Source organism: Granulicella tundricola MP5ACTX9 (genome assembly GCF_000178975.2).
Lineage (GTDB): Bacteria > Acidobacteriota > Terriglobia > Terriglobales > Acidobacteriaceae > Edaphobacter > Edaphobacter tundricola.
Map to the genome: position 1 here is coordinate 2,094,210 of NC_015064.1, position 17,179 is coordinate 2,111,388.

17 protein-coding genes are annotated in these 17,179 nt (G+C 61.1%); 10 read left to right on the forward strand and 7 right to left on the reverse strand.

Features of this window, described 5'->3' with window-relative positions; translation table 11 throughout:
* Nucleotides 1-115 precede the first annotated feature (115 nt).
* Genes ACIX9_RS09010 through ACIX9_RS09040 form a run of 7 tightly spaced genes read left to right on the forward strand, consistent with a single transcriptional unit; the run spans nt 116 to nt 5,450 of the window.
* Nucleotides 116-682 carry a class I SAM-dependent methyltransferase gene (locus ACIX9_RS09010; RefSeq protein WP_232298836.1) on the forward strand — a complete coding sequence of 189 codons (567 nt, stop codon included), beginning with the start codon at nt 116-118 and terminating at the stop codon, nt 680-682.
* Complete coding sequence (locus tag ACIX9_RS09015; protein WP_013580167.1) at nt 679-1,419, forward strand: TIGR04282 family arsenosugar biosynthesis glycosyltransferase; 741 nt, start codon at nt 679-681, stop codon at nt 1,417-1,419. Before ACIX9_RS09010 ends, ACIX9_RS09015 begins: the two co-directional genes overlap by 4 nt.
* Nucleotides 1,416-2,816 carry a glycosyltransferase family 87 protein gene (locus tag ACIX9_RS09020; protein ID WP_013580168.1) on the forward strand — a complete coding sequence of 467 codons (1,401 nt, stop codon included), beginning with the start codon at nt 1,416-1,418 and terminating at the stop codon, nt 2,814-2,816. The genes ACIX9_RS09015 and ACIX9_RS09020 overlap by 4 nt, the downstream gene beginning before the upstream one ends.
* A 20-nt stretch (nt 2,817-2,836) precedes the next feature.
* Complete coding sequence (locus ACIX9_RS09025) at nt 2,837-3,970, forward strand: radical SAM protein (protein ID WP_013580169.1); 1,134 nt, start codon at nt 2,837-2,839, stop codon at nt 3,968-3,970.
* 56 nt (nt 3,971-4,026) lie between these two features.
* The gene (locus tag ACIX9_RS09030) at nt 4,027-4,293 is read left to right on the forward strand and encodes a hypothetical protein (RefSeq protein WP_013580170.1); all 267 of its coding nucleotides are present in this window, start codon (nt 4,027-4,029) and stop codon (nt 4,291-4,293) included.
* Between the two features lie 4 nt (nt 4,294-4,297).
* On the forward strand, nt 4,298-4,750 hold the full coding sequence (locus tag ACIX9_RS09035) for a hypothetical protein (RefSeq protein ID WP_013580171.1): 453 nt from the start codon (nt 4,298-4,300) through the stop codon (nt 4,748-4,750).
* Between the two features lies 1 nt (nt 4,751).
* Nucleotides 4,752-5,450 (forward strand): glycosyltransferase family 2 protein, encoded by a 699-nt coding sequence (locus ACIX9_RS09040; protein WP_232298837.1) that lies wholly within the window; start codon nt 4,752-4,754, stop codon nt 5,448-5,450.
* On the opposite strand, the gene ACIX9_RS09045 is transcribed toward ACIX9_RS09040, so the two are convergent.
* Nucleotides 5,447-6,016: a hypothetical protein gene (locus tag ACIX9_RS09045; protein ID WP_013580173.1), complete on the reverse strand. Its 570-nt coding sequence runs from the start codon at nt 6,014-6,016 to the stop codon at nt 5,447-5,449. The genes ACIX9_RS09040 and ACIX9_RS09045 overlap by 4 nt on opposite strands.
* A gap of 121 nt (nt 6,017-6,137) precedes the next feature.
* On the opposite strand from ACIX9_RS09045, the gene ACIX9_RS09050 reads away from it, so the two are divergent.
* Together ACIX9_RS09050 and ACIX9_RS25700 are read left to right on the forward strand one after the other, a co-directional pair.
* Complete coding sequence (locus ACIX9_RS09050) at nt 6,138-7,937, forward strand: amidase (protein ID WP_013580174.1); 1,800 nt, start codon at nt 6,138-6,140, stop codon at nt 7,935-7,937.
* Between the two features lie 159 nt (nt 7,938-8,096).
* Nucleotides 8,097-8,237 carry a hypothetical protein gene (locus ACIX9_RS25700; RefSeq protein ID WP_013580175.1) on the forward strand — a complete coding sequence of 47 codons (141 nt, stop codon included), beginning with the start codon at nt 8,097-8,099 and terminating at the stop codon, nt 8,235-8,237.
* A gap of 164 nt (nt 8,238-8,401) precedes the next feature.
* Here ACIX9_RS25700 and ACIX9_RS09055 read toward each other — a convergent pair whose 3' ends face one another.
* From ACIX9_RS09055 to ACIX9_RS09080, 6 genes are all read right to left on the reverse strand, one after another.
* On the reverse strand, nt 8,402-9,007 hold the full coding sequence (locus ACIX9_RS09055; protein WP_013580176.1) for an outer membrane protein: 606 nt from the start codon (nt 9,005-9,007) through the stop codon (nt 8,402-8,404).
* A 126-nt stretch (nt 9,008-9,133) separates the two neighbouring features.
* On the reverse strand, nt 9,134-11,119 hold the full coding sequence (locus ACIX9_RS09060; protein ID WP_013580177.1) for a GAF domain-containing protein: 1,986 nt from the start codon (nt 11,117-11,119) through the stop codon (nt 9,134-9,136).
* A gap of 147 nt (nt 11,120-11,266) precedes the next feature.
* Nucleotides 11,267-11,512, reverse strand: coding sequence for a hypothetical protein (locus tag ACIX9_RS09065; protein ID WP_013580178.1), 246 nt, complete (start codon nt 11,510-11,512; stop codon nt 11,267-11,269).
* A gap of 98 nt (nt 11,513-11,610) precedes the next feature.
* On the reverse strand, nt 11,611-12,372 hold the full coding sequence (gene deoC / locus ACIX9_RS09070) for a deoxyribose-phosphate aldolase (RefSeq protein ID WP_013580179.1): 762 nt from the start codon (nt 12,370-12,372) through the stop codon (nt 11,611-11,613).
* 57 nt (nt 12,373-12,429) lie between these two features.
* A complete protein-coding gene (locus ACIX9_RS23705; protein ID WP_013580180.1) occupies nt 12,430-13,995 on the reverse strand; it encodes a UdgX family uracil-DNA binding protein in 1,566 nt (521 codons plus the stop codon).
* A gap of 15 nt (nt 13,996-14,010) precedes the next feature.
* Complete coding sequence (locus ACIX9_RS09080) at nt 14,011-15,300, reverse strand: putative DNA modification/repair radical SAM protein (protein ID WP_332308636.1); 1,290 nt, start codon at nt 15,298-15,300, stop codon at nt 14,011-14,013.
* A gap of 407 nt (nt 15,301-15,707) precedes the next feature.
* Here ACIX9_RS09080 and ACIX9_RS09085 point away from each other — a divergent pair, with 407 nt between their 5' ends.
* Nucleotides 15,708-16,589, forward strand: coding sequence for a Nif3-like dinuclear metal center hexameric protein (locus ACIX9_RS09085; RefSeq protein WP_013580182.1), 882 nt, complete (start codon nt 15,708-15,710; stop codon nt 16,587-16,589).
* The last annotated feature ends 590 nt before the right edge of the window (nt 16,590-17,179 follow it).

The window sequence follows — 17,179 nt, forward strand, 5'->3', positions numbered from 1 at the left end:
GGCCGACCGGAGCCTGGTGCATCAGTCGGACAGTCTGTTTGAGCGATGTTCGTGGTTTTACGCTCTGTGCCGTGAGTACCTGTTTCGGGATCATACGCAGGAGATTGTACGGTCTTTGTTTCCTGTAGAGCCTCCGGCTCCAGGGACGAAGCTGCTGGAGCTTGGGTGTGGGCCGGGGTTTTATGCCTGTCGGCTGTCTGAAGAGCTGCCTACGCTGCAGACGACCGGGGTGGATCTATCCGTTGCGCTGATTGAGCGTGCGACGAGCCGGGCGAAGAGCCGTCAACTTTCCAACTGCAGCTTTCAACATGCTGATGCACATTCGCTGCCTTATCCTTCACATTCAATCGATGCGGTGGTGGTGTCTCGGCTGTTTTTGATCGTGCCGGATAAGGAAGGGATCGTGCGGGAGATACATCGGGTGCTTCGGCCGGGGGGGCGGTGCTTTATTGCGGAGCCTACTTCGGGGTTCAGGACTCGGCTGCCGCTGGCGGTGATGTGGATTTTGAGCCGGTTGACTACGAGTCCGGCAGGGAAGGATCGGGAGCCGCAGGTGGCGGATGTGATGAGCCGGCCGGACTTCAAGGCGCTGGTGGAGACGCAGCCGTGGGGGTCGATGGAGCTTGAGTACGATGGGTGGTATCAGTACGCGGTGTGCCGGAAGAGTTCAACGAACGCATGAGCTATCCCATTCTTGATCCTGATTTTCCAATCCCTGCGCTGGGGCATCTTTGCGCGCTGACGGTGATGGCGAAGGCTCCGAAGGCGGGGCGGGTGAAGACGAGGCTGTCGCCGCCGCTGACGCTGGAGCAGACTGCGGCTTTGAATATCTGCTTTCTGAAGGACACTACGGCGAATCTGGCGACGGTTGTGGGTGGGGCGGGGTTGATCTCGTATACGCCGGTGGGGGATGAGGCGCTGTTCGACGGACTGCTGCCGGAGACGTTTGGACTGGTGGCGCAGCGGGGGGATGGGTTCGGGGAACGGCTGCTGTGCGCGGCGAAGGATGTGCTGGCGATCGGGTATGGGGCGGTTTGTCTGATCGATTCGGATTCGCCTACGGTGCCGGGGGCGGTGTTTGCGAAGGCTGTGGAGGAGTTGGCGCGACCGGGGGATCGGGTGGTGATTGGGCCTTCTGATGATGGGGGGTACTACTTGATCGGGCTGAAGGTGGCGCATGCGGCGCCGTTCGAGCGGATTACGTGGAGTACGGGGACGGTTTTTGAGGAGACGGTGGAGCGGTGCCGGGAGGCGGGGCTGGAGGTGGTGGTGCTGCCGGTTTGGTACGACGTGGACGATGCTGCGACGCTCGCGGTGCTGAAGCGCGAGTTGCTGGAGGGGGTTCGGCCGGGATTTGCGGAGATGGATGGGTATTCGGCTCCGAAGACGGTTGGATTTTTGATGGAGCTTGGGGCTTGAGGGCGGGGTGGGCTGAGGCTCGGCCGTGGCAGACGAATGTGGCGCTGGGGTTGATTGGGCTGGGGATGATTGCGGTGGCTCGGCAGTTGGTGGTTGAGGAAGACCACTATGTGCTGGGTCATGCGGCGGTTTCTTGTGTGCATTTGGGGCTTTATCTGGCGGCGCTGCTGGTGGTTTGGCTGCGGCCGGCGAATGTGGATCGGTGGACGTTTGGGGTGATTCTGGTGGTTGCGGTGGCTTGCCGGCTGGTGGTGCTTTTTCCGCCGCCGGTGGGGTCGACCGATGTGTACCGGTATGCGTGGGATGGGGTGGTGCAGCATGCGCATATCAATCCGTATCGGTATGTGGCGAGTGATCCGGCGCTGGCGGCGTTGCGGGAGCCGAACCAGGATCTGTATGACAGTATGAATCGGCGGGACTACGCGCATACGATCTATCCGCCGGTGGCGCAGGTGCTGTTTTATTTGATTACGTGGATCTCGCCTACGGTGACGGCGATGAAGACGGCGATGATGCTGTTCGAAGGCCTGACCCTGTGGGGGTTGGTGCTGATGCTGCGGGAGATGGGGCTGCGGCGGGAGCAGGCGATTGTGTATGCGTGGTGTCCGCTGGTGATGTGGGAGCTGGCGGGGGCGGGGCACCTGGATGCTACGGCGATGGCGTTTATCGTGCTGGCGTTTCTGTTTCGGTACAAGGAGAAGCCGGGGTGGGTGGGGGTGTTCCTGGGGCTGGCTTTTTTGACGAAGTTCTACCCGATCGTGTTGTTTCCGGCGCTGTACCGGCGGGGGGACTGGAAGATGCCGGCGGTGATCGTGGGGATGACCGTTGGGTTTTATGCGATGTATCTTTCGGTGGGGAAGATGGTGTTCGGGTTTGCGGGGACGTATGTGCAGGAAGAGGGCATGGAGAGCGGGACGCGGTACTTTCTGCTGAGCCTGGTGCAGCATGTTCCGGGGCTGCATGGGACGCCGAATGGGGTTTTCCTGGGGTTTGCGGCGGTGGTGATGCTGGGAGTGACGGTGTGGGCCTGGGTGGTGGCTACGCCGAAGGATGCGAAGCCGATGGCGTTTCTGCGGCCGGCGTTTGGGGCGGCGATGGCGCTGATGCTGCTGTTCTCTCCACACTATCCCTGGTATGTGGCGTGGCTGGTGCCGTTTCTTTGCCTGATGCCGAATCTGCCGGTCTTGGCTTATGTCGGCGGGCTGTTTTATCTGTGTACGACTGCGATGGCTGTAGGGTATGGGCCGAAGCAGTATCTGCTGAACGAGTATTTGTACGGGACGGTGGTTGCCGCCGTTATCATCGAAGTTATTCTGCGGCAGACGCCGTGGACGCGGGGCTGGTTCCTGCCGTCTACGGATGATCTTCCGGTTCTTTCCAGCGCTGTTGCACCGTAACCCCTGTTGAGGTCTTCCTTATGAGCACACTGCTTCCGATCCTTCCGCCCTCTGATGTTCTTGACGAGAACAAAGACGTTTTGACCCCTGAAGCGCAGGCGGCCGAGGAGGAGAAGAACCGCATGCGGCGGTACTTCCAGAAGCCGGAGGAGCAGTTGACTCCCGTGGCTACGCAGGAGCCTGTGTGTCTTTACCTGGAGACGACGAACCGGTGCAACCTGCTGTGTGTGACGTGTCCGCGAACGTATGAGCAGTTGGAGCCCGAGGCGGATATGCCGTGGGAGATGTTTACGTCGCTGATCGACCAGTATCCGAATATTGCGCGGGTGGTGCTTCACGGGATCGGCGAGCCGATGCTGGTGAAGGATATTGCGGAGCGGGTGAAGTACCTGAAGGACCGGAATATCTACGTGCTGTTCAACACGAATGGCACGCTGCTCAATGATAAGAACGGGCGGGCGCTGATCGAGGCGGGGCTGGATGAGCTGCGGGTTAGCCTGGATGCGGCGGAGTCCGAGGTGTACCAGATGGTGCGCGGGAAGGACTTCTTCGACAAGATCGTGGAGAACGTGAAGAACTTTACGCGGCTACAGCGGGAGATGAATGCTCCGAAGCCGCGTGTGAGTCTGTGGCTGACGGGGCTGCGGGAGACGGTGGACCAGCTTCCGAACTTCGTGCGGCTCTCGCATGAGGTTGGGGTGACCGAGGTTTATCTGCAGCGGCTGGTGTTCTTCGATGAGGGATCGAATGGGCTTGCCCGGGCTGAGTCTGCGCTGTTTGAGCATACGACTGCGGCTGAAGAGGCGATGATCGCGGAGGCGGAGCGTGTGGCTGCGGAGCTGGGGGTGATGTTCTCGGCTTCGGGTGCGGTCGATCCGGGTGAGTCGATCCGGATGCAGGCTACGGATTCGCCCTGGTCGTTGTGCCGACGGCCCTGGTCGCTGATGTACATTACTGCGAATGGGCGGGTGCTGCCTTGCTGTATTGCGCCGTTCTCGATGAAGGGCTATGGGTCGTTTACGCTGGGGGATGCTACGCAACACTCGCTTCGGGATATCTGGAATGGGAGCGAGTATCAACGGTTCCGGGATGGGCTGCTTTCCAGTGCGCCGCCGCCGGCTTGTGCGAACTGTGGGTTGCGATGGAGCTTGTAGCTGAATTGATTGACCTTGGATTCGCGCGGGGCTAGTCTCACAAAGAGGTGCTTCTTATGTCGATCGATACCCTGACGGTTAAGCTTTTGAGCTCTGTGCTGAAATCTGAGACTCGCAAGAAGCTTTTTACGATGGTGGCCGGAAGGCGCATCGCCGATATGGACCAGTTGAAGGAAGCGACCTCCGGCAGCGATATCCGTTCCGATCTTGAGGCGCTGGAGAACGCTGACCTTATTGGAGCAGGACAAGCGAGCGAGAAGTATTATGTGACCGCACGCGGGCTGAAGGTGGCGCGAGATCTTCAAGAGCTCTCGATCGGATAAGAGAATGCTGGTTTTCGATTCCGCGACGACGGCACCCGTTGATGTTGCGGCCTCACATCCTTTCGCGTTTGTCTGGATGACGGTGCTGATGCTGATCCTGGGTGTTTCCCGGGTGGCGCGGGGAATCAGACCGGCCGTTACGAATGCGAGCTCCTACTTTCATCTGTGGATGTTGGCCTACCTTGTCGTTCTGGGCCTTCTCATGTCGCTGACGACAGGGATAGCGCTGGTCATCCTTTACGATCCCCATCACTATGGTGAAGCACGGCCTGCATTCGACTGGTTGCCGCAACGGCTGCTGCCGCTGGCTGCCGGGGCTGCAGGCGTATTGGGGTTCGAATGGCTGTTTCGCAAGTTTACGGTTGGGTTTGGCCAGACCCAGTTCGATCTTCAGGGCATGCTGGACGAACTGGTGAATCAAGCAATCGCGGCGACGTTGAAGAAAGATGTTGGGTAGATTGGGACAGATTTCGGTCATTATTCCGGCCTTGAATGAGGCTGAGTCGATTGGGACGGTCGTTGCCGAGATGCCTTGGGGGCTGATTGGGGAGTGCATTGTGGTGGACAATGGCTCGAGCGATGGGACTGGGGAGATTGCGCGGGCAGCGGGGGCTAGGGTGATTGAGTCTGCGCGGGGGTATGGGGCGGCTTGTCTGGCGGGTTCTAATGCGGCGTTGGCTACGAGCGATGTGCTGGTCTACATGGATGGGGATGGGTCCGATATCGTGGCGGATATGGAACGGCTGACTGCGCCTATCGTCAATGGGGATGCTGACTTTGTGATCGGGTCGCGGATCAAGGGGAGGCGGGAGGCAGGGTCGATGCTGCCGAGCCAGGTGTTTGCGGGGTGGCTGGTGGGGACTTTGCTGCGGCTGCTTCAAGGGGTGAAGTATACGGATATGGGGCCGTTCCGGGCGATCCGGCGTTCGTCGCTGGAGCAGATGGGGATGAGCGAACTGACGTATGGATGGAACCTGGAGATGCAGATCAAGGCGGCACAGTATGGGCTGCGCATCCGGGAGATTACGGTGGACTACCGGTGCAGGATCGGTGGAGTGAGCAAGGTTTCAGGGGACTGGAAGGCTTCGATCAAGGCCGCGGTGCGGATCATGGAAGTGCTGTTCCGGGTGGGGTTGAAGCGGCGGAGCAGAAGCTAGGCGCGGCTTCTGATTTCAAACACGTCTGCGGCGTTGCTGCGAATGAGATACGCGAAGACGAGGACATCGAAGAAGAGCAGGATGTAGAAGTTTGTGAGGTCCGATGAGGTCCCTCCCAGGCCGGAGGTGCCGAAGCTGGGTGAGCTGTTGAGCAGCGTAGCCTTGGCCCAGAGAAGCAAGGTCATGCTGGAGTTGAACATGACGGTACGGCGTGCCCACTTCTGGAGCTGCAGCAGGCCGAAGCCGGTTGCGGTGATATAGGAACCGAGCAGGAAGAAGAATCCTGGCAGGATATTGGAGCCCTGGCTGGCTGCCTGGAGCACGACGGTGTTGCCGCGGGTGGCGACGTAGAGGACGGGGTAGAAGATGCTTTGCGGGCCGAGGACGTCGCCTGGATACCAGCGCAGCATGATGGCGGTGAGGAGGAGGACCGTGCCCTTGAGAATTTGAAAGGTGGCGATGAGTGTGACGCCGATGGGGCGGGGTGCACGCCTTCTGTCCTGCCTGAAGCGCAGGTCGGCGAACTGGCTTTGATCGAAGCGGGGGCGGTCGGTGTGAGCGGGCACTCGGTCTTCTCCATCTTCAGTATGAGTTGCGCGGCCTGCATCGCCTAGACACGAACGGGTCATTTACTTCCCTACAGGGACGTGTGTGCGGGATCAGCGTGGGGGCTTTACAATTTCGCCTATGAGTGATGAGAAGGTGAGTGCAAAGACACGGCGGGAGTTTCTGGCTGGGGCTTCGGTTTCCGTGGTGGGTTTAGGGGTGGCGATGGGACAGGCAGCGACGCCGGGTGCACCTCCGGCTTTTGGAACGGCTCCGGCGGTTGGCCCGGAGGTGACGGTGGCTACTTTTGCTGAGGCGGAGAAGGTGGTTCAGGCTCCGTTGACGGTGAAGGATAGGGCTGAGGCTGCGGGGAACTGGCGGCAGAGTATGGCGGCTTTGTATGAGCGTCGGGTGGGGCCGAGGAAGGTGGCGATACCGGATGGGGTTGCGCCTTACTCTGCTACATCCGGACGAGGTTTCCATGGAGACGTGGGCGTGGCCAATACGAAGTACACGCTTTCGGAAGCGGCGCCCGCACTGCCGGTGACGGATGCTGAGATTGCGTTTGCTCCGGTCTTCACGCTCATGCAGTGGATAGCGGGCAAGAAGATTACTTCGGAGCGGCTGACGTCGATCTATCTCGATCGGATCAGGAAGTACAACGGTGAGTTGCGGTGCGTGATTACGGCTACGCCTGAGATTGCGATGAAGCAGGCCCGGGCTGCGGACGCGGAGATTGCGGCGGGGCGGTATAAGGGGCCGCTGCATGGAATTCCCTGGGGTGGAAAGGATCTGATGGATACGGCTGGGATTCGGACGACGTATGGGGCGGATTGCTTTCAGCATCGGGTGCCGGAGAAGGATGCGGCGGTTGTGGCGAAGCTGCATGAGGCTGGCGCGGTGATGATCGCGAAGCTGAGCCTGGGTGCGCTGGCGCTGAACGATGTCTGGTTTGGCGGGCAGACGATGAATCCGTGGCTGCTTGAGGAGGGGTCGAGCGGAAGCTCGGCTGGGCCGGGGTCGGCTACGGCGGCGGGGTTGGTGGGGTTCTCGATCGGGTCTGAGACGGGTGGGTCGATTGTGAGCCCGACGATGCGGTGTGGGGTGAATGGACTACGGCCTACGTTTGGACGTGTGCCGAGGACGGGGGCGATGACGCTGTGCTGGTCCTTGGATAAGCTGGGGCCGATGTGCCGGTCTGTGCAGGATACGATGCTGCTGCTGCAGGCGATCCATGGGGAGGATGCTGGTGATGTTGCAAGTGTCTCGGCAAGCCTGGCGTATGCTCCCGCGGAGCCCGTGAAGGGGTTGAAGGTGGGGTACTTTCCGGGGTGGATGAAGGAGGCTCCGGCTACAAATGTGGATCGTCATGCGCTGGAGGTCATCACGAAGCTGGGGATGACGGCGGTGCCGGTGACGCTGCCGGACTGGCCGTATGGATCGCTGAATACGATTCTGTTTGCGGAGGCTGCGGCGGCGTTCGAGGAGATTACGCTGGATCATCGGGTGGATCAACTGAAGGCGCAGGTGCCGGATGCGTGGCCGAATACGTTCCGGCAGGCTCGGTTCCTGTCTGCGGTGGACTTTGTGCAGGCGGACCGGATGCGGCGGATGGTGGCGATGGAGATGGCTCGGGTGATGGGCGAGGTGGATCTGTTGCTGGTGCCTAGCTTGCGGGATGAGATGCTGACGATCTCGAACAATACGGGGCACCCTTCGCTGACGCTGCGGGCGGGGTTTGTGGAGGTGAACGAGACGCGGAGTGACTGGGCTCCGGGTGGGGAATGGTCTTCCAAGAAGCTCAAGGCTCCGCACAAGGTGCCGCATGGGGTAACGCTGATTGGGCGGCTGTTCGATGAAGGGACGATTGTGCGGGTGGGGATGGCGATGGAGAAGGAGTTTGGGGTGAGTGGGGCAGTGCCGCCGGGGTTTGGGGTGTGAGGTAACGCGAACCACGGAGGGCACAGAGGAGGAGAGAGGGCACGGAGATGAGGTGTAACCCTGGGGCCGGGGAGTTCGTCTCAAATGGTCATGGTAATAGCTCGGGTGGGGGATGGGATTTGCCGCCGAGATTGCCGATGCTGGGGGTAGGAGACTTCTATGAAGATGATGGTGGCGGGGTTGGTCGGGTGGGTTCGATTGGATGTGGTGAAGGATGAACGGGTGAAGGTGGTGGATACGGCGATTACGGTGCTGGGGACGATGTTGGTGGCTGTTTCGTTTGTGATCTGGAAGGGGTAAGGCGTAAGGCGGCAGGATGCGTGTTGCCGGTCCCTGGCGAAAGATTACGGGAATAAAAATGGATAAGAACGATCAGAGCGGATTTTGATTTGAGAAAGGGCTTCCGGCGGATGCGCGGGAAGCCCTTTTGTTCGGGGCGCTGATGGTGAGGGTTGACTCTGGAGTTAGAAGCGGGCTGCCAAGCCAGCGGAGGTGCGGATCTTGTCCGTGCTGCTGGTGTCCTGATTGTGGAACTGGAGCCAGTCGGCCTGGGCGCGGAGGGAGAAGAGGTGGGTGATGGGGACATCCAGGCCGCCGCCGACCGAGTAGGCGAAGGTGGCAGGACGGGTGGAGGTGGTGAAGCCGTTGACGGTGGTCGAGGATCTGGCGATGACGGTGCCGAAGAGGATGCGGGCGAAGGGGCGGATGTGGCGCGCCGGGAGCAGGACCGAGGGGCCGCCCAGCAGGGTGTAGTAGCTGGCGGTGGTTTTGATGGTGTTGAGACCGGAGGTCGTGACCGTGGAGGGAAGGTACGAGCCGCTGCCTTCAATGGTGCCGCCGATCCAGCGGGCGGAGGTGTAGGGGCGCTGAGAGATGGAGACGTCGAAGCCCTTGGCGTTGATGCCGTTGTTATTGGAGCCGGTTGGGAGCAGAGCGGAGTAGCCGCCGAAGATGTCCCAGGTTGCGGGTGCGGTCTGGGCGAAGCGGGCCTGGGCGCGGAGAGCGGGGGCGGCGAAGAGGGCGACAGCGGCCATGGACGCGGCTACGCGAGCGAGCTTGATGCTATGCATTGGTGTGGGAACCTCAGCTAGAGCGTAGCGGGCTTCAGCTGGGATGACATTCCCCCGATTGGGGGATGGATGGGAACAAATCCTGAGGTCCTGGCTTCGCCAGGATGACGGCGCTTGTTTAGTCGATCAGCGGATGTGGAGGACGATGAGGGTTTCGTCGTCGAAGTGCTCTGTGCCGGACTGGTGGGTGGCTACGGCTTCGAGGATGGCGGCGACCATGTGCTTTGCGGATTGGGTGGCGGTGGGGTGGTGCTGGAGGAGGGTGCTGAGGCGCTCTGAACCGAACTGCTCGCCGCGGGAGTTTTCCGCGTCTACGATGCCGTCGGAGAAGAAGAGAACGAAGTCGCCGGGGGCGAGCTGGAGGAGGGTTTCATCGTAGGTGGCGATGGGGAAGAGGCCGAGGGGGAAGCCTTCGACGGGGATGGTGGTGACTTCAAGGGCGTTGGTGAGGGACTCCGGAGTGCTGGTGGGGGTGGCCCGGGTGATGAGCATGGGCTGGACGGAGCCGGCGTTGGCGACGCGGAGGGTGCGCGTGCGGTCGTCCCAGAGGGACATGAGCATGGTGACGTACTGGGAGTCGAGCTTGCGCTCCTGAAGCTGGGCGTTGAGGAGGCTGAGAAGCTGCGCGGGGGGCAGGCGGCGGGGGGCGAGAGAACGCATGAGGCCGCTGACGAGGGCAGCGTAGAGGGCGGCGGGAGCGGCTTTGCCGGAGACGTCGCCGAGGGCGATGACGGTGCGGGTGGGGTAGCCGGGGAAGGAGAGGTCGACGGTCGTTTCCGGGGAGGGATTTACGGTGGTCCGAGTGGGCGGGGCGTCGGGGTCTTCGAGATCGGGGTTGGGTGCGGGGCCGTAGTCGAGGAAGTCGTAGACGTCTCCGCCGATGGAGCGGGCAGCGTTGAAGCTGGTGGCGATCTCTGCGTTGGCGGGCTGGGGCGGGGCGGCAGGCATGAGGCGGAGCTGGACCTCGCGGGCCATGTTGAGGTCTCGCTCCATGCGCTGTTCTTCCTCGCTGATGCGCTGGTAGAGGCGCGCGTTGGCGATGGAGATGGCGATCTGTGAGGCGAGGGTGGTGAGGGTGCGCTGGTGGTCTTCGTTATAGTAGTTGACGCGGGTGTGCTCGAGATCGATGACGCCGATGACCTTGCCCTTGTAGATGAGGGGGACGGAGAGCTCGGAGCGGGTCTCGGGGTTTTCGGCGAAGTAGCGAGAGTCTTTGCGGACGTCCGGGGAGAGGATGGGCGTGCGCTGCTGGGCGGCGGTGCCGATGATGCCTTGGCCGAGGAGGACGGTGCGCTGGCGGATGACGCGTTCACCATAACGGGTGCTGAAGCGATGCTCGAGCTGCTCGGACTTGTCGTTCCAGAGGAGGATGGTGAACATCTGGAAGTCGATGACGCGTTTGAGGAGGGCTCCTATCCTCTCCAGCAGATCATCTGGGTCGAGGATGCTGGTGATCTCGTGGGAGATCTCGTGGAGGACGGTGAGGGTCTGGGCCTGGCGTGAGACTCGGGTGTAGAGGCGCGCGTTTTCTACGGCTACGGCCATGCGGGATGCGGTGAGCTCAAGCAGGCGCTGGTGGTCCGGGGTGAAGAAGGCGGGGGCTTCGGATTGGAGGTCAAGGACGCCGATGACCTTGTTTTTGACGATAAGGGGGACGGCCAGCTCTGAGAGGACGTGGGGGTTGGCGTTGATGTAGTTCTCAAGCTTGGTGACGTCTTCCACGAGGATGGATTTGCGCTGCAGCGCGGCCTGGCCGACGACGCCGCGGCCTAGCTTGATTCGCATGCGCTCGATCTCTGTGGTGTGGCCGGTCTGGAAGCGCATCCAGAGCTCGTGGGTGCGGTCGTTGATGAGGAGGATGGCGAAGATGCGGTAGTCGATGACGGCGCGGACGAGGTCTGCGACGCGGTGCATGAGGGTGTTGAGGTCGAGGGTGGTGTTGAGGGCGTCGGCTAGGCGTAGGAGGAAGTCGAGTTGGAGGGGTTCGACGCGGATGTTGGGCTCAGGGGCATGGGTGTGGAAGAGAGGGCGCGAGGGGGCGTAGTCGCCTTCTAGGGACTCTGGCGACTGGGTGGAGGCGGGGAGTGTTGCGGGTTTTTTCGGTGGTGCCATTCTGGCCGATGATAGCAGCGGGGCGGGGGTGGAAAGAGTTGGGGGGACTCAGAGGGGTAAAGCAAGGCGTAACGAGGATAAAACGGATAGAAAAGCGATAAGAGAGGAGCTTGAAATCTTCGGTCGACTCCTTCTCTTTTTTTCTTTTTATCTTTTGGGGCGGGCGTATTGGGATGTGAGGGTCTCGGCGGTCAGGTCTATGCCGGAGGATTTTTGGATGAGGGCTGCTATGGATTCGTCTGAGAAGCCGCTCTGGCGGAGGGCAGCGATCTCGTCCGAGAGCATGCCGATGATGGTGGGGAGGGGAAACTCCTCGGTCCAGGGGTTTGCGGCCGCTTTAAGTGCGGTCTGGGCGATGAGGATCTGCTCGTAGGCGTAGGTCTTGGAGGCCATGGCGGGTACACCTGCTTTCTGGGTGACGAGAACAAGCAACGACAAGGACAAATACAGGGGTTCTTCGCTGCGCTCAGAATGACGACTCTTTAGAGTGGCTAGTAGCCAGTGGGTGCGGGCGTGGTGGGGGTGTGGCCGGCGAGCTCGGCCAGGATGCGGACGCTGGCGCTGGCTCCGATGCGGGTGGCGCCGGATTCGAGCATGAGGCGGGCGTCTGCGAGGTTGCGGATGCCTCCGGAGGCTTTGACGCCGGCGCGGGTTCCGGCTACGCCGCGCATGAGCATGATGTCGTCCGCGGTGGCTCCGCCAGTGGAAAAACCGGTGCTGGTCTTGATGAAGTCGGCTCCGGCGGCGAGGGCGAGTTCCGAGGCACGGAGTTTCTCTTCGAAGGTGAGGAGGCAGGTTTCGAGGATGACTTTGACGATGGCTCCGGAGGCGTGTGCCAGCTCTACGACGCCGCGAATGTCCTGCTTGACGGCTTCGTAGTCTTCCTTGGTGCCGGACTTGAGGAGGCCGATGTTGAGGACCATGTCGACGTCATGTGCGCCGTGTTTGAGGACGCGGACGGTCTCGTCGCGCTTGGAGCCGGAGAGGGTGGCTCCCAGGGGAAAGCCGATGACGACGCCGACGTGGATGCCGGTGCCGGCGAGGGCTTCATGCGCGGTGGCGACCCAGGTGGGGTTGACCATGGCGCATGCGAAACGATGCTCGGCGGCTTCGTGGCAGATCTGGAGGACCTGGGCGCGGGAGGCGTCGGGGCGGAGGAGGGTATGGTCTAACACTGCGGCTAGAGATGCCGTGGAAGTCAGGGTCTGCTGGGTGAAGGCTGCTGCATCGAAGATTTCGGTATCGGTGTTCAAGGGTGCTCCTGCTGGGCCTTGGGTGGGCCGTCACTTTCTATCATACGAGGGTGACGGTCATGTAGATATCGTGGCTTGCCAGGCTTTGGCCAGGTCGTCGGTGAGGAACTGCTGGAGTTGCTGGCGGTTGGGTTCGTCGCGGGCGCGGAGGACCGCGCTGGGGTGGATGGTGGCGAAGACCTTGTCGGCGAAGGGGGTGGAGTTGAGTTTGCCGTGATCCTTCATGAGGGCGAAGGTGCCACCCAGGAGAGACTTGCTGGCTGAAGCCCCGAGGCAGAGGACGACCTTGGGCTTGATGGCGTCGATTTCGGCGAGGAGCCAGGGTCGGCAGGCCATGATCTCCGACATGCGGGGGCTTTGATGAAGGCGAAGCTTGCCGCGCTGGACGAACTTGAAGTGCTTGACCGCATTGGTTACATAGACCTCTTTGCGGGGGATGCGAAGGTCTTCGAGGATGTGGTCGAGGACCGCTCCGGCTGGGCCTATGAAGGGCTCGCCCTGGAGATCTTCCTGGTCGCCGGGCTGCTCGCCTACGAGCATGAGGGCAGCGGTGGCGGGGCCTCGGCCGGGGACGACCTGGGTGGCGTGGCAGTAGAGCTCACAGCCTTTGCAGGTGGGGAGCGCTTCAGCGATGGCGCGGATGGTGTGGTGGTCTGGGACGAAGGGCTGGGCGGTGGGCTGGGATTGCTGGCGCTGGACCATATTCTGCACTCGCGTCTTTGACTGGGTTATCAGCGTGGGGAGGAGGGTGAGCTCGGGGAGGTTCTTCCAGTAGCGGACGGGCATCTCCGACTTCATTGCGGCGGGGTTGAGGCGTGCCGGGTTGAAGATGCTGGCGTAGTAGGAGCGCCAGAGGCCTTCGAGTTCATCTTCTGCGGGGGCGGACTCGCGGGGTACGCCGGGAGCGAAGGTCAGTTGTTTGGTGATGGGGTCCCAGACGGCGCTGGCGTCGGGTGTGAGGATCGTCCAGTGCATGATGGCGAAACGCTCGGCGAAGAAGGGAGCAGCCAGGGGGAGGATGCGGTGGTCGGGCTGGTACCAGGCGATGAAGTGTTCGCAGTCGGCGTCCGGGGTGATGTCTTCGGGTGGGCAGGATTCCAGTTCGGTCTTGATGGGGCCGAAGGGGGTGGGGGTTTCGAGGACCAGGTGATGGGCGTGGGGGTCTGGATCGATTGGGATGGGTTCGTCGAGGACGGTGGGACGCTCGGATGGGTCGGAGGGTTCGAGGACCTTGCGGAAGCGGACGAAGGCGTGCATCTTGTGGAGGTCGCGCTTGACCTGGGATTCGAGGCGGGTGAGCTGGATGATGTCGTCGTCGGTCTCGAGGGCGAGGAGGTTGCGGTTGGACTGGAGGCGGAAGAGGATGCGGTAGAGGAGGTTCCAGCGCTGCGGGTCGCGGTGGACGGCAACGTAACCGGCGGCTTCGAGGAATGATTTTGAGATGGTGGGGCGGGGGAGTGGGGGGCCGGTGGGGGGCTCGTCGGCCTCCAGGGCCAGGGTGAGGGAGGTTGGGGCGGTGGCGTCTTGGAGGTCCAGCTGATCGGGGTGGTAGCCGGCGTGGAGTTGCTCGCGGGCTGTGATGCGCCAGGCTTCGAAGTCGGGGTCTATGAGGAGGCGCTTCATGCTGGTGGTGTGATGCTACACGCTGCCGGTCAGGGCGCTGGTGGGGGCGAAGAGGTCTAGTTGGACTTCGGGTGTGGGTTCTGGGGTGGGGATGATTGAGGAGGGTAGGTGATCGGTGGTGATGAGGTAGGGAAGGGACTGCTTTAGGCGGACGTTTAGCTTGCGGAGGTCTTCCCTGGTCAGGGCGTGGTACTTCCTGATGTTCAGGATTCGCTCTACGTTGCGGTAGCCTATGCCGGGGACCCGGAGGATGGACTCGCGGGGGGCGGTGTTGACATCTACCGGGAAGAACTCGGGGTGAGTCCTGGCCCAGGTGGTCTTGGGGTCTTCGGTGAGGCTGAGTTCTGGTTGGGACTCGGTGGTGAGTTCTGAGGCCTGGAAGCCGTAGAAGCGCATGAGCCAGTCGGACTGGTAGAGGCGGTGTTCTCGGATTAATGGGGCGGCCTTGAGGGGGAGGCGGGCGTCGGCCTCCGGGTAGGGGGAGAAGCCGGTGTAGTAGATGCGGCGGAGCTTGTACTGGCCGTAGAGATGGGTGGCGGTGGTGAGGATCTGGCGGTCGGTGGCGGGGGTTGCGCCTACGACCATCTGGGTGGACTGGCCGGCTGCTGCGAACTTGGGGGCCAGCGAGGATTTGCGGCGGTCTTCGTCGGCTTCGTCCTTGCGGACGGCGATCTGGGACATTGTGGATTCGATGATCGCGGATTTCTTTTCCGGGGCTAGCTGGACCAGGTCTTGCTGGGTGGGGAGCTCGATGTTGGCGGAGAGGCGGTCGGCGTGGAGGCCGGCTTCGTCTATCAGGAGCTGGGAGGCCCCGGGGATGGCTTTGAGGTGGATGTAGCCGCCGAAGTTGTGGACCTGGCGGAGTTGCTTTGCTACGGAGATGAGCTGCTCCATGGTGTAGTCGGGCGACTGGATGATGCCGGAGGAGAGGAAGAGGCCTTCGATGTAGTTGCGTTTGTAGAAGTCGAGGGTGAGGTTGACAACCTCTTCCGGGGTGAAGCGGGCTCGGCGGATGTCCGAGGAGACGCGGTTGACGCAGAAGACGCAGTCGTAGGTGCAGACGTTGGTGAGGAGGATTTTGAGGAGCGAAACGCAGCGGCCGTCGGGGGTGTAGGAGTGGCAGATGCCCATGCCGTCCGAGTGGCCGATGCCTTTGCCGTTACCGGCGCGCTTGGCTCCGCTTGAGGCGCAGGAGGCGTCATACTTTGCGGCGTCGGCTAGGATCTCGAGTTTTTCCTGGGTGGTCAGGATCTTGCTTTCTCCGGGGTACGCCCCACCCCGGCAATTTTCTGTAAAGTCTTCAATCGATTGAAGTTAGGTCTGGACTTGGTTTGGACTGGCGCTGTAAAGTCTTAATTCTATTGATATTGTTGAGGTAATAGCCGCAAAGTATTCATTGCAGGATGTTTATGGATTTCAAGCCAAATTGGCCTGCTACATCTTTCACATTAGACGCAGATGTCCAAGGCGAAGTGATGGCGAATGTGGAGTTGTTGAGGGGGTGGGAGAATTTCTCTCTTTTTCTATTTTACTAAAACGAAAGGGGTAAATACCCCAACTATTTTTGAGGGCTATGTTGTTCATTGCATGTTGGTTACAAGATTTTTTTGTGTTCGGGGGGCTTGACACGCGAGTTTGGCCCATTTTTCGCGAAAAATAGTTTGTAGCGGCTGGATTTGCTTTATTGGCGCGGGTGCGGGAAGAATGGCGGGATGATGATTCGGACGGGTTTGGTGTTGGGGATGATCGGGGCGGCGGCTGTAAGTTGGGCGCAGGCCGGGCCCAGGATGACGGCGGACGAGGTGATGGCTAAGGTTCGGGTGGGGCTGGGGGTGACGGCTCCGGCGGGCACCGTCGATACATTCAAGGCGGGTGACCCGGCTACGCCGGTGACGGGGATTGCGACGACCTTTACGCCGACGATGGCCGTGCTGCGGAAGGCGGTGGCCGATGGAGCGAACCTGATCATCACGCATGAGCCTAGTTTTTATAACCACCAGGACAGTTCGGCGCTGTTTGTGAAGGACCCGGTTTACCTGGAGAAGATCGCTTATATCAAGGAGCATCATCTCGTGCTGTTCCGGTTGCACGATACGTGGCATCTGCGGGTGCCGGATGGGATCGCGGAGGGGTGGGTGAAGAAGGCTGGGTGGGAGAAGTATAAGAAGCCGGGGGAGCAGATGTTCTTTACGCTGCCGCCGACTACGCTGGCGGGGCTGGCGCAGGATCTACAAGCCAAGTTTGGGGCCAGGATCTTTCGGGTGGTGGGTGATCCTGCGATGCGGGTGACGAATGTGGCGTATCGTCCGGGGGCTTCAGGGGAGGAGAAGCAGGTGCGGGCTTTGGAGCGGGATGATGTGGAGGTGCTGGTGGCGGGGGAGGCCAGCGAGTGGGAGACGGTGGAGTATGTGCGGGATGCGATGTTGCAGGGGCGGCATAAGGGGCTGATTCTGCTGGGGCATGAGACTTCTGAGGAGATTGGGATGGAGAGGTTTGCGGAGTGGCTTAGGGGGGTGGTGCCCGGGGTGACGGTGACGTTTATTCCGGCGGGTGAGCCTTATTGGTTGCCGGGGATGCCGGTGGGGGTGCGGTAGGGTAAGACGGGGAATAAGTTGGTTGATTTCCGAAAACCCCGTTTTCCGCGAAGAAGGTTTAGTGAGTCGTCTCCAGTGCACAACCGACATGCGAGTTATGCACCCGGCTCATCAGCTTGTTGGCCTCAGTGGTCATGAAGCTGTAAGACTGGAGTCATTGTCGGCGCTTATTCTCCCGGACGCCCCAAAGACGATCGGTGTACGGAATGAGGTGTTCTCCTTGAGAACGGATGTCCGATGACAATGGTGAGAAACAGAAGTGCGTTCAAGGCGATGGGTACAAGGACTAGAGATGCGACGATTACCGAGCGTCGTCCTACGCCCGTTCCTGTAAAAGCCAGAAATACGCTACACGCAGCGAGAATCAGCTCCAGAACGCAGTAAGACGGCGAAATGATGTAAGGGGATGGGAAGGTACGCATCCAAAGGATCAAGCTGACGACGGGATATATGGCAAAAACATATATGGCAAGCTTCATCCTTCTCGCGCGCAGGCTGGTGCCCCCACCTGCGTCATGACGGGACCAAAGAAGTGCCAAAAGTACTGGCAAGGTAATGATCGTCGAGAGTTCCGGTTGAAGTAATGAGAA